This window comes from Breznakia sp. PF5-3 (genome assembly GCF_029504745.1).
Taxonomy (GTDB): Bacteria; Bacillota_I; Bacilli_A; order Erysipelotrichales; family Erysipelotrichaceae; genus Breznakia.
In genome coordinates, this window is record NZ_JAQFIQ010000005.1 from 55826 (window position 1) to 71277 (window position 15452).

General features: G+C 31.7%; 14 protein-coding genes. 5 read left to right on the top strand and 9 right to left on the bottom strand.

The window, feature by feature from the left end:
• The first annotated feature begins 18 nt into the window (after window positions 1-18).
• Both M2475_RS02195 and M2475_RS02200 read left to right on the top strand, forming a co-directional pair.
• Window positions 19-1140 (top strand): NADPH:quinone reductase, encoded by a 1122-nt coding sequence (locus M2475_RS02195; RefSeq protein WP_277489305.1) that lies wholly within the window; start codon window positions 19-21, stop codon window positions 1138-1140.
• A gap of 68 nt (window positions 1141-1208) precedes the next feature.
• Window positions 1209-2192 carry a diaminopimelate dehydrogenase gene (locus tag M2475_RS02200; protein WP_277489306.1) on the top strand — a complete coding sequence of 328 codons (984 nt, stop codon included), beginning with the start codon at window positions 1209-1211 and terminating at the stop codon, window positions 2190-2192.
• A gap of 71 nt (window positions 2193-2263) precedes the next feature.
• On the opposite strand, the gene M2475_RS02205 is transcribed toward M2475_RS02200, so the two are convergent.
• Complete coding sequence (locus M2475_RS02205) at window positions 2264-2521, bottom strand: hypothetical protein (protein ID WP_277489307.1); 258 nt, start codon at window positions 2519-2521, stop codon at window positions 2264-2266.
• 92 nt (window positions 2522-2613) lie between these two features.
• Window positions 2614-2997, bottom strand: a complete 384-nt coding sequence (locus M2475_RS02210) for a MerR family transcriptional regulator (protein ID WP_277489308.1) — start codon at window positions 2995-2997, stop codon at window positions 2614-2616.
• Between the two features lie 154 nt (window positions 2998-3151).
• Between M2475_RS02210 and ygiD the strand changes: the two genes are divergently transcribed.
• Entirely contained in the window at window positions 3152-3916 is a 765-nt protein-coding gene (gene ygiD / locus M2475_RS02215; RefSeq protein WP_277489309.1) for a 4,5-DOPA dioxygenase extradiol, read from the top strand.
• Window positions 3917-3952: 36 nt separating this feature from the next.
• Here the strand turns inward: ygiD and M2475_RS02220 are convergent, their stop codons facing one another.
• From M2475_RS02220 to M2475_RS02240, 5 genes are all read right to left on the bottom strand, one after another.
• Window positions 3953-5329: a CHAP domain-containing protein gene (locus M2475_RS02220; RefSeq protein WP_277489310.1), complete on the bottom strand. Its 1377-nt coding sequence runs from the start codon at window positions 5327-5329 to the stop codon at window positions 3953-3955.
• A 28-nt stretch (window positions 5330-5357) separates the two neighbouring features.
• Window positions 5358-6260, bottom strand: coding sequence for a permease-like cell division protein FtsX (gene ftsX / locus M2475_RS02225; protein WP_277489311.1), 903 nt, complete (start codon window positions 6258-6260; stop codon window positions 5358-5360).
• Window positions 6261-6433: 173 nt separating this feature from the next.
• Window positions 6434-8755 (bottom strand): HAD-IC family P-type ATPase, encoded by a 2322-nt coding sequence (locus tag M2475_RS02230; protein ID WP_277489312.1) that lies wholly within the window; start codon window positions 8753-8755, stop codon window positions 6434-6436.
• 229 nt (window positions 8756-8984) lie between these two features.
• Window positions 8985-11477, bottom strand: a complete 2493-nt coding sequence (locus M2475_RS02235; protein ID WP_277489313.1) for an ABC transporter permease — start codon at window positions 11475-11477, stop codon at window positions 8985-8987.
• A gap of 2 nt (window positions 11478-11479) precedes the next feature.
• Window positions 11480-12181 carry an ABC transporter ATP-binding protein gene (locus M2475_RS02240; RefSeq protein WP_277489314.1) on the bottom strand — a complete coding sequence of 234 codons (702 nt, stop codon included), beginning with the start codon at window positions 12179-12181 and terminating at the stop codon, window positions 11480-11482.
• A gap of 144 nt (window positions 12182-12325) precedes the next feature.
• On the opposite strand from M2475_RS02240, the gene M2475_RS02245 reads away from it, so the two are divergent.
• Window positions 12326-12907, top strand: a complete 582-nt coding sequence (locus M2475_RS02245) for a TetR/AcrR family transcriptional regulator (RefSeq protein WP_277489315.1) — start codon at window positions 12326-12328, stop codon at window positions 12905-12907.
• Window positions 12908-12931: 24 nt separating this feature from the next.
• Here the strand turns inward: M2475_RS02245 and M2475_RS02250 are convergent, their stop codons facing one another.
• Window positions 12932-14188: a DUF998 domain-containing protein gene (locus tag M2475_RS02250; RefSeq protein WP_277489316.1), complete on the bottom strand. Its 1257-nt coding sequence runs from the start codon at window positions 14186-14188 to the stop codon at window positions 12932-12934.
• A 317-nt stretch (window positions 14189-14505) separates the two neighbouring features.
• Between M2475_RS02250 and M2475_RS02255 the strand changes: the two genes are divergently transcribed.
• Window positions 14506-14679 (top strand): hypothetical protein, encoded by a 174-nt coding sequence (locus tag M2475_RS02255; protein WP_277489317.1) that lies wholly within the window; start codon window positions 14506-14508, stop codon window positions 14677-14679.
• Between the two features lie 381 nt (window positions 14680-15060).
• Here M2475_RS02255 and M2475_RS02260 read toward each other — a convergent pair.
• Window positions 15061-15452: InlB B-repeat-containing protein (locus tag M2475_RS02260; protein WP_277489318.1), on the bottom strand; the 392-nt coding region annotated here is incomplete at its 5' end.

Below are 15452 nucleotides of genomic sequence, written 5' to 3' on the forward strand. Positions count from 1 at the left end.
TAGAGTAAGCAATTCTTATTGCTTAGAAATATTATAGCATTATTTCATGCTTATGATTTACTTGAAATTAAGATTATTTCATCATTATCAAATAATCTTGTAAGTATAACATTTGGTTATCACAAGACGATTGATTATACTAAAATAGAAATATATGGAGGTAATCACATGAAAGCAATTGTTGTAAATGAGTTTGGGGATGAACATGTTCTTCAGTATACGGATATACCTATTCCCACTCCAAACGAAGGACAAGTACGAATAAAAGTAGCTGCCATCGGTGTGAATCCTGTAGAAACCTATATTCGCAGTGGACACTATACACGCCTTCCTAAGCTACCTTATACCCCTGGAAATGATGCTGCAGGAATCGTAGATGAAATCGGTTCTAATGTATTCCATTTAAAAAAAGGACAACGTGTATATGTTGCTGCAATCTTAGCGATAGTAAATAGTGGAACCTATGCTGAATATGTAGTTTGTGATGCAGATGCTGTTCACCCATTATCTGATACACTATCTTTTTCACAAGGTGCAGCAATTGGCACCCCTGGATTAGCAGCTGCTTACGCACTGTATGAGCGAGCACAGATCAAAGCAAAAGAAAAAGTCCTTATTCATGGAGCAAGTGGTGGAGTTGGTTCCTTTGCTGTACAGTTAGCAAAACAAGAAAATGCTATTGTCTATGGTAGTGCAGGAAATGAAGAAGGATTAAACTACATTCAATCCTTAGGTGCTGATTATACATTTAATCATCATGATAAAGACTATATAGATAAAATTAAAGAACTTACAGATACTGGACTAAATACGATTATTGAAATGGCTGCAGATAAAAACCTTATGAAAGATACAACCATACTAGATACATTTGGGAAAATTGTTGTAGTTGGTAGTCGTGGTCCTTTAGAATTTAATCCTCGAAGTTTAATGAGTAAAAATCTTCAAGTACTTGGAATGAATCTGATTAACACAGATAAGCAAACATATCTTTCATTGCTTAAAAAAATAAATCATGCAATTACTCTAGGAATGAATATTCTGGTAGAAGAAACACTACCTTTATCACAAGCATCACAAGCACATAAAGAAATTATTGATGGGGTAAAAAAAGGTAAAATCATATTAAAAACTATTTAAAGAATAAAATTTTACGTAGTGATATCTTTTGAAAAATGGTAAAATATTACATTATAAGGAGTAATATCATGAAAATAAAAGTTGGAATCGTAGGATATGGAAATTTGGGTAAAGGTGTAGAAAGTGCACTTACTCATAGCAATGATATGGAATTGGTTGGTGTGTTTACACGCAGAGAACCAAATACATTAAAAACAATTACAGATGTTCCTGTATACAAATTAGATGATGCATATACAATGAAAGATAACATTGATGTTATGATTTTATGTGGTGGAAGTGCAAATGATTTACCTACCCAAACAGTAGCTTTCGCAGAACATTTTAATGTAATTGATAGTTTTGATACACATGCGAAAATCCCCGAACATTTTGAAAAAGTAAATAATGCAAGTAATAAAAACCAAATGATAAGCATTATCTCTGTAGGATGGGATCCAGGACTATTCTCTTTGAATCGTCTTTATGGACAAGCTGTCTTACCGCAAGGAGAAGATTATACTTTCTGGGGAAAAGGTGTCAGTCAAGGACATTCAGATGCAATTCGTAGAATTGATGGCGTATTGGATGCTAGACAATATACTATACCTATAGAAGATGCACTAACAAAGATTCGTAATGGAGAAACACCTACTCTAACAACACGTCAAAAGCATTTACGAGAATGCTTTGTTGTTGCGAAAGAAGATGCTGATTTAAACAGTATTGAAGAAACTATTAAAACCATGCCAAATTATTTCGCTGACTATGATACAACAGTAAATTTTATCAGCAAAGAAGAGTTAGAAAAAAATCATCGTGGTATCCCTCATGGTGGTGTTGTATTCAGAAGTGGAAAAACTGGTTTTGATTTAGAAAACAAAAATATTATTGAATACCACTTAAATTTAGATTCAAACCCTGAATTCACTTCTAGTGTTTTGGTTGCCTATGCAAGAGCAGCCTATCGTTTACACCAAGAAGGACAATTTGGATGTAAAACCGTATTTGATATAGCTCCTGCTTATCTACATGAAAAAGATGGAGCGACACTAAGAAAAGAATTACTATAACACAATAACAAAAAAAGGATGCGATTTCTGATGAATCACATCCTTTTTATAGGCCAAATATCTAATACCCCTTAAAACCTCAATGTTAAATCGTTACAAATAAATGAACAATGGTTCTCATAGTTTCCATTAAAGCAACAATCTTCTGATACCAACGTCTCCTTACCAGATATGTACTCTAATCGATAATACCAATTTTCATTTGTTAATGGAATAACAACGTCAAAGTTTACTTTATAAGGTCTTTCGCTTCGCTCAAAATCATGAGAACATTTTTTTCTAAAAAGTTCCTTACCAGTACTTTGACAGTAAACTATTAAAGTACCCATATGACCTCCTATCTCCTCCACTTAAATTATAGCAAAAAAAAAGAAGAGAAAAAAGTAGTTTAATATTATTTATAAAAAATAACCAATTGAAACTACTTGTTCGATATAGGTTGCTCTTTTTCTAACATTCTTTCTTCATATCCATCAATTTTTCCATCTAATCGTTGCAATACTTCTTTCATTTCATTAATTCTTTGTACTAATTTCTCTCTCTCATCAATCAACAATTGTTTTCTATTCATAATGGTACTTGGACCTTTTTGAAACATATTCACATATTCGATTAAACTTTCAATAGAGAGTCCTGCATTACGCATACACTTGATAAATTCAACCCAATCACAATCTTCCTCTGTATATCTACGGACTCCTCCTTCATTACGACTTACAGGCGGAATCAAGCCAATACGTTCATAGTAACGTAATGTATCTTGTGATAATTGATATTTTTTACTTACCTCACCAATACTAAACATCTTTTTTCCTCCTTTATAAAATTCTCAAGTTATAATTCATACTATAACACTTAGAGTGCACTCTAAGTCAATATTATTTCTATTTTATTCCTCAATCGCTTTAGTTGATGTTTCTTTAACAATTCCATATACTTGAGATATTGGAGGTGTTTTTATGAATAAAATGCCAGTTGTATTTGTTGGTCATGGTTCACCAATGAATGTTATTGAGCACAATCAATTTACGAAAGGATGGCAAAAAATGGCAGAAGCTATTCCAAAACCAAAAGCAATTCTTTGTATATCTGCACATTGGTTTTTAGAAGAGAATGCTATTTCAACCACAAAATCGCCAGAAACAATTCACGATTTCTATGGTTTTCCTGAAGAACTCTATACCTTGCAATATCCTGCAAAAGGGTCTACTGATGTAGTGAATATAACACAGACATCATTATCTAATCAACTTTTGGAAGATTCAAAACGTGGATTAGATCATGGCGCATGGAGTGTGTTACGTTCCATGTATCCAAATGCTGACATCCCTGTAAATCAATTCAGTGTAAATGCTTCTTTATCACCAAAGGAATGTTATGATATTGGCACACAATTAAAAAAGCTCAGAGAGAAAGGCATTCTTATTTTGGCTAGTGGCAACATTGTTCATAATCTTGGCTTGATAAATTGGGATATGAAGGGTGGCTATTCATGGGCTGATGATTTTGATCTATATATTAAAAATGCTATTGTAAATGGTATTCATGAAGATGTCATCAACTATACAGAGCACGAAGCTGCAACAAAGGCTTGTTATTACTATGATCATTTCTACCCTTTACTATACGCATTAGGCGCTTGTGATGCAGATGAATCAGTTAAAATTTATAATGAAGAAAGACTCATGGGTTCTATGTCCATGACATCATATATCATTGGATAAGAAAAGGAGAAAACAATTGTTCTCTCCTTTTTTGTTTTAAAAATAAATAAATCCTATTGGTGTTCCACGTTGACTCACTAAGCTTGAATATGACAACGTAGCTGTTTGTGTGTATTGAATAGCAGTTGCCAAACTTGTTCCATACCCTAATCCACCATTTGGTGCATTTACATTACCTTCCGAAATGGTAATCATACCATTGCCATAAGACTCTACAAATGCTACATGTCCATACTGACCATTCCCCCATACAATAATTGCATTCGTTCGTGGTGATTGGCCAACACTTAAACCTCTTCCTGCTGCTTGCGAATACCAATCAGCAGCATTCCCTGTTGGCAATAAATTATATAAATGATCTCCATTTACTTCACTCGCTCTACCAAAACAATACCATGTACATTGTCCAGTTAAATTAACAACACTTATTTTATTATATGGTGAACTATAATATTTACTATAGAAATTACGTCCCCAGTTTAAACTGCCACCATTATTTCCGCCAGTATTACCTCCTGTATTACCGCCTGTATTGCCACCAGTATTTCCTCCAGTGTTACCACCAGTATTTCCACCATCATCTGTAACTAATGGCTTTACACTTGGCATTAAGCTTGCCACTTGATTTGCAGCACTATCAGATCCACCTTTTTGGGCAATCAATTCATTTTGTCTAGTTTCTAAAGCTGCCAATACTTTTTGGCTCTCTTCCTTCATTACAACTAAATCCTCACGTTTTTGATCCAATACCGCTTTTTGAGCTTTAATTGTTTCCTTTACTCTTTCAAGATCTTTTTTATCAGTAGCTAAATTTTCTATTTCTTTATTTAATAAATCAATTTGTTTATTATCATATTCTGTAATTGTTTCAATACTTTCTGAACGTTGGATAAATTCAACCAATGAATCAGCACCCATAATAAAATCAATATATTCATTTGTATTAATTGTTACTTGAAGTTCTCTCATTCGTTCTTTGATTTTTTCTTTACGTGTATCAACTTTACCATCTTGTTCAATAATCTTTTCTTCAATAATCTTAATATTTGCTTCACTTTCTGTTAGTGTCGCAGACAATGATGAAATTTCATTATCGATATCTACCACTTGTTGTTCATAATTATATGCTAAATCGCCAAGCTTTGATAAATCTCCTTGCATTGCATCAATTTCTTTTTGCGTATTTGCTGATTCACTCAACTTCTCGTTTTTCTTGTCTTTTAAATAATCTTGATAGCGATAACAAGTTTCTCTTGTATTTGCATCAATACCATATTGTGAGCATAAATCAGTCCAATATGCTTCTTTTCCCTCAAACTCTGATGCATTTACATCTGTTGGTAGCAATATATTAATCATTATTAATATTGCTACACTAAGTAATACAAAGCTTAATTTTTTTATCTTCTTCATCCTGAACACCTCGCAAACTAATATATGTTTACCTTTTAAATTTTAAATTCTTATTAATTGCTAATAAGCTTCCTAATAATCCAACTACAACACCAGCTACCAGTAAAAGAATACTTATTTCAATTACAAATGGCATTGGTGCATTCATTTTCAACATTGGAGTAAAGAAATTCCCATTCATTACATCATATAAAAAGCCATAACCAAAGATAGTTACAATAATTGGCAGTATAGCCCCAAAGAATCCAATTATCATTCCTTCTAATAGGAAAGGTACTTTAATATATCCATTGCTAGCTCCTACATTTCTCATAATCGCAATTTCTTCTCTACGATTATATATATTAAGCCTAATTGTGTTAGAAATTAAAAATATCGCTAAAACACAAAGAATCCCTGCTAAAATTCCTCCATATAACCTTACTGCTTCAAAAGCACCTATCATTGTTGAAATACTATCTCCACCAAAATTCACATCTAAAATGCCATCAATCTTCTCAATAGATTTAGATACGGATTCTACATATTTCCCTTCTGTTGCATCAATATAATATGCAGCTGGCAAAGGATTTCCACTCTTAAGATGATCCTTATCTTCACTACCATTACCACTTGTCATCATTTTATCAAGTTCTTCTTTTGAATCAGAAAACTCAACTTTATCAACATGTTTAATCGCTTCGATTTCCTCTTGTATTCTGGCATATTCACCTTCATCTACAACAGTATCAATTCGCGCCCAAATTTGTACATTTTTTTCTATGTTTGTTGTAAAATTTCCAATATTAACCGCTACAACTGTAAATAACATCACCAGTATCAAAGTTACTGTTACTGCAAAAATACTGGATGCAGCATTTCCAAAAGATCTAGTAATATTAATAACTGCTTTTTTTCCATGTGATGGCAAAGATTTTAAAAAGTTTATCATTTCCAACATCTCCCACCTTTCATCAAATCAGAAAATAAATATTGAAAACCTCTAATCATTTATAACCTCCATATATTATAGCAAAATTAAATATGCACCTCAACTTATAAAATTGTAAAGAATAAAATAATCTATTTGACTATATTAATAAAAGCCTGAGATAGTCTCAGACTTTACTTTGGCGTTGTTTTACTCAAATATTTATTAACCCCTATACTAATAAAAGAAATCAATGGTAGTGAAACCAACATTGTCACTAAAATAATGATGATAATTTTTTCATTGACGGGGCTAATCTCTAACCAATTCCAAAAGATAGGAACAGAGATCAAAAACCCTATAATATCCAAAATCAAAACACCACCACGATACCAATTTATTGGTTTATATATTCGATAAATCATCTGTATTGAAATAAACGATGTTGTGAAATAAAGAACCGTAAATACTTGATTTAAGTTGAGATCCCACTGTGGAGCTAACAATTTAATTGCTGCTACACTTATCACAATCATAATTGCATTTGGTAAAGAATAACGTAATGCATGATTTCGAATAGATTCCTTTGGCTTATCTATATTCTTTTCAAACATAATCATAAACGAAGGGAAACCTTCAATAAACATATCCATAAGCGTCATTTGGAAAGGAATAAACGGATATGGAATATTCAAAAGAACAGATAAAATTGCTAAACAGATTGTATAAATCGTTTTCAAATAATACATGGATGCACTACGCGTAATATTATTGATAACTAGTCTTCCTTCACGAACAATATCAACCAATGTGCCAAGACGTCCATCAATGATTACCACTTGTGCTACTTGTCGAGCAGCATCAGACCCAGAGCCCATTGCAATACTTACATCTGCATCTTTTAATGCTAATACATCATTTACACCATCACCAGTCATAGCGATTTTTTGACCATGTTCTTGTAAACACAATATCATTTGGTGCTTTTGATATGGTGTTGCTCGCCCAATAACATCATAATTCATAATTGCATTCTCAATATCTTTTTCATCTTTTATCGTTGTTGCATCAAGATAATGATCATATGTTTTAACACCTGCTTTTTTAGCAATCGCACTCACGGTTTCAGGATTATCACCAGAGATGATTTTCACTTGTACTTCATTGTCTTCGAAAAACTTCAATGTCTCTACTGCATCGTCCCGTAAAGAGTCACTGATGACAATAACACCAATGGCAGTAGAACTATGAATATCATCATTTAATGATGATAAGGATTGATTTTTTGCAACCAATAAAACTCTTGCACCTTGCTTTCGTTGTTCAATAATATCATCACTGAATTGATAATCTGGAAGAATAAATTCAGGTGCTCCAACAACAACTGCACCAACACCTTCCAATTGAACAGCACTCCATTTTCGGGCAGAAGAAAATGAAATTCGATCCTTTGTTGCATATTTATTTTCTTTTGTGAAATGTGCATGTAACGTTTGATATGTTGTATTGTTATCCCGTGCTCCTTGAACAAATGAGGACATAATATCATTAAGTTCATCAATCGATGTATTTCCAAGTGCTACAACATCCTGTACTTTCATAACTCCTTGAGTTAAAGTCCCTGTTTTATCCAAACATAAAACGTCAATTCTTGACAATGTTTCAATACTAAATAACTCTTGTACCAACGTCTTTTCTGAACCAAGTTTTACCACACTCGCTGCCAAAGAAACACTTGTCAATAAAACAAGTCCTTTTGGTAACATTCCCAAAAGAGCAGTCGCTGTGTTAATAACGGTTTCATCAATGCTTTGATGACGAATCACATACGATTGAAATACCATTAAAAAACATAATGGTATGATAAAGAAACTTGTAAATCTTGTTACTTTATTAAATGTCGTCATCAACTCTGAAGACACTGGCTTACGCTTACGTGCCTCTTCGGTTATCTTCATTGCATAATTATCAATACCTACATGAATCACTTCAGCATAACATGCACCACTTACAATAAAGCTACCGGATAATAACGTATCTCCAACCTTCTTCAATACAGGTTCTACTTCGCCTGAAATTAAAGATTCATCCACTTCTACATTATCACTTAAAATAATCGAATCTGCGCTGATTTGGTTTCCTGTTTCAAAATAAACAGTATCATGTAATACAATATCATCATTACTTAAAAGCTGTTCTTTACCATTACGGATAACTTTCGTCTTTGGTGATACAATAAGATTTAACTTTGCAATTGTATTTTTTGATCGAATTTCCTGATATGCACGAATTATTGTATTACTTAAAACAATAATCACAAAAAAAAGACTTGAGTAAGCTTTTACCATAATAAGTGCAAACGCAATTGCAAAATTATATGCATTAAATAAATTAAAAACATGTCCAAGAATAATTCTAAGATTACTTTTCACAATTGGCTTTGGTGGTATATTCACATTACCTAGTCTGGTTTCTTTGTTGACCTCTTCCTGTGTTAGTCCATTAAACTTTTTCATTCGCCTCTATTGCTTCTCCCATCCAAATACTGACTCCAAACAATTCACTCTCCATAGAATTATATATGTTATTTACAAGGGTTGCAACAAATTAACCAATTTATAACAATTCAAACATTAGTGTCCTCCTTGCACTTATTTAATACTAAAAAACATTAATACAATAAAAAAAGAAAAGATCAATAACTAGATATGGGTATCGATCTTTTATCAATTCATATATGTTCTTTTATTCAACACTCTTTAAAGATTCAATCATATTGATTTTTTTCAATGAATAATGGGAAAATATACAAACAATAATCGTAAATCCAAATACAATTAATGCTGCATATACATAACTAATCGGTTCTATTATTTTAGGAAAAATTGTATAATCGGTTTCAGCAGCACTAAATACTAAGTTTACTAACAATGTACCACCAAACATACCAAAGAAGATTCCAATCAAACTTAAAATAATCATTTCTCTATTTACATATTGATCCACTTCATTATTATAAAAGCCTAATACTTTTAATGTAGCTAATTCACGAATTCGCTCATTGATATTCACATTAGATAAATTATACAATACTAAGAAAGTTAGTAAACCAGAAGCAATAATAATGATGATAATTACATAATCAAAACTCATGATAGAACCTTGCATATCAGAAAGTAAATGAACTGATGTTACATGATCTGTTTCTAATAGACTTTCCACAAAATTATTTTCCGCTTTTTCATTCAACATATCTGTTTTTAATAACAGCATATTGGATGTTGGTGATTCATTAAAAATATGTTCATACAAAGCTTTACTCATATAAATGTTATTAGACATATATTGTTCGCAAATTGCTCCAACAGTTACTTCTTTTTCACCTTTGTCTTCATCTTTAATCGTGATTGTATCACCAGTTTTTATAGATAATGCATTGGCAATTGGCTGGGTTAGAATTACTTCATTATCCTTTAATGTATATCCTTTTGAATTCTTTGGATCTCGTAATTTAATAAAAGAATTAAAAGCTTTTGTATCTTCTATAACCATCATTGAAATACTCTTGTTATCTTTACCATATTCAATATCAACACTCTGCATATAAATTGGTAATAGCTCTTTTACTTCTTGATTATCTTTTATCTCATTATAGAAACTAGACTCATCGCTGTTTGTACCTACCATTACTTGATATTGATATATTTCTTCATATTGAAGTGGTGTCATTTGCGAAATACTATTATCTACACCAAACCCTATAAGGACTAAACTAGTTGCCCCACAAATCCCAAAAATTGTCATTAAAAACCTTTTTTTATAACGGAAAATATTCCTCAAAGTTACTTTTTGTGTGAAACTCAATCTTTTCCATAAAAATGTAACACGTTCCAATAAAACTCGCTTCCCCTGCTTTGGTGCTTCAGGTCGCATCAATGTAGCAGGCACAAGTCGAAGTTTTTCATAACTTGCATAAACCGCACCACCTACAATACAGATGATTGCAATAGCAATTCCAATAAAGGCAATTTTGTAATCAAATAAAATTGCATGTTTTGGTAATGAATACCCTGTAGAACATAGCGATACAACTATATTGGTTAGAAAATAAAAACCAATAATCACACCAAGAATTGTCCCTATTAGTGTTGCTAGCATTGCATACGATATGTATTTGCTAGCTATCTTAGATTTGCTATAACCTAATCCCTTGAGTGTTCCAATCTGCGTTCGCTCTTCATCCACCATCCGTGTCATTGCCGTTAAACTCATCAGGGTTGCTACCGCATAAAAAATAATTGGAAAGATTCGACTAATATTATCAATATTATTGGATTCTTGAATCCATGCACTATACCCTATATTGGCTGTTTCTCGATCTTGAATGTACCAAGTAGGATAAGGAACAGCATCACGTATTTCTTGCTGCTGTTCATCACTCAACATCAAAACTCCATTTACTTCGTAAGGTTTTAATTCATCTTCAACAATCTGCTCATAGCGTAATTCTTTTTGCTTATCACTAATATCTTTTATATTATCTTCAATATTTTGTATTAAACGCTCATACTCATCGCTCTCACTATTCATCCTTTTTGCATTTTCTGCTAATACATAAATCGTACGAATACCAGATGCTTTTAAATTGTTTTGATTTATATACATATAAGATTCCACTTTTCCAGAACCTAGATTAGAAGCATCTTTTTCATCTGATATATATAAAGGAGACTTTACAAAGCCTACAACTTTTACATTATTCTTTTGAAAAATATCATCACTATCTTGAATATCTAAAAAATCACCAATTTGAATCCCTTGTGCTTTAGCAAATTGCTCATCAATACTACATTCCGTTTTTGTAGAAGGTTGTTTACCTTTTACAATACTTGGACGATTGATGTTTGTTTCATACTCCATAATATGAAACACATATTGTGTCTTTTCATATTCGACAATATGGTCTTGTTCGTAAATACCATATGCATTTTCTACATCATCCAAATCACGAATAGCTTTAACATCATCCTTTTGAAAACCTAAGGTTGAACTTATTTTAATATCATACACATTATGATCATTTTGGTAATCCTTTAAAGAACTGCGCATATTTACACCACTAGCACTAATTCCCACAAACACAGCAACGCCTAACATTGCCATTAACAAGATGGAAACAAAGCGCTTATAAGAATGCTTTATTTCTCGTAGTGTATCTTTTCTTAAAGCATTTTTCATGGTTACCACTCTATTTCATCAATTGATATCGGATGCTCATTTATTTCAATCTTTGATGCACTTCCATTACGAAACGATATAACCTTGTCTGCCATTGGGGCTAACGCTGTATTATGAGTAATAATCACCACTGTAATATGCTCCTTACGACATGTATCTTGCAAAAGATGCAAAATCTGTTTTCCGGTTGTATAATCCAAAGCTCCCGTTGGTTCATCACATAGAAGTAACTTAGGATTTTTTGCTAATGCTCTAGCAATTGCCACTCGTTGTTGTTCACCACCAGATAATTGAGAAGGAAAATTATCCATTCGCTTTGCTAATCCAACCTTATCTAGCACCTCTACAGGATCTAGTGGATCCTTACAAATTTGAATAGCAAGTTCTACATTTTCCTTTGCAGTCAAATTTTGTACTAAATTATAAAACTGAAAAATAAAGCCTATGTCTTCTCTACGATACGTTATCAGTTCACGATCATTAAGCTTTGTGATATCCTTATCATCAACAAAAACTGAGCCTGCACTCACACGATCCATTCCACCCAGTATATTTAATGTCGTTGTTTTCCCAGCTCCACTTGGTCCAACAATAACAACTAATTCACCTTTATCAATTGAAAAAGATGTTTCATTCAAAGCATTGATAACTACCTCACCCATTTGATAAGTTTTCTTTACGTCCTTAAATTCAATATAATTCATAAAGTCTCCTTTTTATACACTGTGTTGAATATCTAACACTTCTTATATTATAATGTGATTATGATAATCCGACAACCATCAAAAATGATGGAAATGCTAGTAAATAAACAAATCGTATAAAACTGTTCAAAAAGTGAGGATCTTATGAAAAAAGAAAAAGTTGACCGTCGTATAAAATATACAAAAATGGTTATTCAAGAAAGCTTATTGCAACTTATTAAAGAAAAGCCTATCGCCAAAATATCAATCAAGGAACTATGCGAAAAAGCAGATGTTAACCGTGGCACCTTTTATAATCACTATCAAGATGTATATGATGTATTAGATAATATTCAAAGCAAAGTTAGTAAAGAGATTATCGAATCTGTAACAGTCTATTTACAATCAACCAAAAAGCAAATTACTGATTTCTCATTATATCTATTTGAATATTTAGATAAGAATCGTGAAATATTCAAAATACTATTGAGCAAAAATGCTAATGGTGACTTTATTGATAATATATATTTTTTAGTACAAGATACAGTCATGAAAGATTGGAAACAAAAAAATCCTAAGATTGATGATAAAACATTAAAGATGATGTTTCATTACATCGCCTATGGATCTATTAGTATTCTTCAATTATGGATTGAAAATGATCTTCAAACAACACCTGAAGAGATGTCTATCTTTATGAATCAAATATCGGAATTTGGATATTCCAAATATCTTATTGTAAATTAAAAAAGTCCAAGCGACTTTTTTTAATTATAATTCTTCACTTTCCTCTTCCAATAATATTTTTGGCTTTTGTCCTTCAATCGTCACTTCAAAAGCTCTATCAATCTTTAAAACTAATTTTTGAAGATTTTGAAGCAATAGTAATATCCAACTAAAGGCCAATACAAATGCAATCAATTCAAATGCTGTTAAAGATAGATAGCCTAAGCCTAAAAACAAAACTACTGTAATTGCTAAACCAACACCAATCAAATATGATAAACGTAAAAACCGTTTACTGATATTTGGCAGTAGCCAACGTAAGAAAACAATAAGAATCAAAATTAAAACTACAAGCGCTCTTGCAACATAGTCATGAATTCTTTGAAAATACCATAATTCATTATAAGGAAAGAGTCCTACACCTCCTAAATTAATTGCTGTTAGAGTTAACAATACTCTTAATATTGCCAATCTTTTACTTTTAGGAATTGCTTTTTGTAATGTTACAAATAAATAATCAATCAAAGCAATCATCAATAGTGCAGAAAAAATCAATGTTACATTAAATTGCCAACTATTATTCGCATCTGGAGTTCCCAAAAAACTAAAATTATATTGCCACCATTCTTGGTCTGTATTTGTCATCATCGCTGTAAAAACCCCACCGATAATAACCACTGTAAGAATATTAGTTAACATTGACGGTGTTATGAAAATCGATATATAAATCATAGCGTAGTTAACAAAGCACATAATCAAAAAGAAGATTACAGTTGCTGTGATAATATCAAAGCTCGCTCCAATAAATACAAGTTCTAAAACCTTAAAGAATAAAATAAGAAAAAACGCTAAGATAATTCCAAAAGATATCAACACCGTTGGTAAATTACGCCAGTAAATATTTTTTGATGCTGCCTTAATCTTATCTTTTTTACCTTGGATAAAAAAGAATAAAAAACTAGCAATACCACTTACAAGCCCACCAAAAAAAGATATTGTGGAAATGGAATTTTCTCCTACAAGTGATATCTGCTGTGTATCTTTAAAAAAGAAAAAGAAACCAACACTTACTAGCATTGCTGGTATCAAAAACCAGTGTAGAGAAATAGACTGTTTTTCTTCTTCACTATCCAAAAATTCAATAAATATTTTTTTGCCTTCTACACGAATCATTGCTTGTTGTGAATCCATAACCTTCACTTCTTCTAATACCTTATTTGGTAATATCACTTTATTATCTAGTTCTTCAACATCCGCTTGAACATTTTCTTTATTCTTCTTTGATTTTCTAAATCTTACCATAATTACTATCCTCTCGTTCAAATCTAGCACACTCATAATTAGAAGTCAATAAACTAGAGAAAGGGAAAAGTGAATGAATGTTAGTTCCTTTTGATTAAATATTCAATTTTATTATCTTTACTATTCTACATGGCACTACTATTAATAAATTCTATTATATACATGTATCATAACCACTGATATAATCAGTGGTTTGTTGCCATTCCATATTTTTCTTATAAAGGAACAATAGGAAAAATAGCAGATAATTTAATTGAAAGAAACTTCGAAGCAGAGAAACCAAATCAAAAATGGTATACAATGTCATAGAGTTTAACTTGCGAGGAGAAAAACTATACCCATCACTTATTTTGGGTGGATTCAATGGCGAAGTAGTTCATTTAATCTATCCATATCGAAGCTTAAAACAAATCAAAGATATGCTTAAAGATGTCTTTGAAAGGAATCCAGTAGTAACTGTGTTAATCTTTCATCGTAACCAGGGATGGTAATCGCAATATTTCAGTTATATCCAGGAGTTGAAAGAAAAAGGAATCAAACAAAGTATGTCATGAAAAGGAAACAGTAAGGATAATGGAATGATGGAAAGTTTCTTTAGTATATTGAAATCAGAAATGTTTTATGGAGAAGAGCATACCTTTAAGATTCTACAAGAGCTAAAGATAGCTATAACAGAATACATAGAGTAATAACGCATTAGGGAAAAATTAAAAGGACTGAGTCCTGCATCTTAGAACTCAAGTCCTTCAATCATACTAATAACATTATTTCCAACTTATTGGGTCACTTCAATTTTTAATCTCTTTTTCTATATGCTTGTTATCTACTAAATATCATGGTAAGCGTAGATATAAGATAATATTTATGAATGACTAGTATTCTTTTTTTATGTTTTTACTAATAACTACAAAACTTATTCCAAGTAATAAAACCCACAAGATCATATTGGTATTATCCCCTGTAGAAATTGCTGCTTTTCTCACAGTACTATTTTGTGGTCCTGTAGCTGGTTTTGAGATTGGAGCATCTTTTTTCCATACAGCATAAAGCACTAAATTTTTATCAATATTCCAATTGTTAAATGGTTGTGCATTTGTATATTCTGGAGTACCGTCTTTTTTTGTTGACCATCCTGCAAACGAATATCCTTTTTTTGTATATCCAATAGAGTCTAAAGTGAAAGAATCATCATATACAGCATATCCATCACTCATTTGTCCATTTGTGGCACCATTACCATCATAAGTAACAGTATAATGATTTT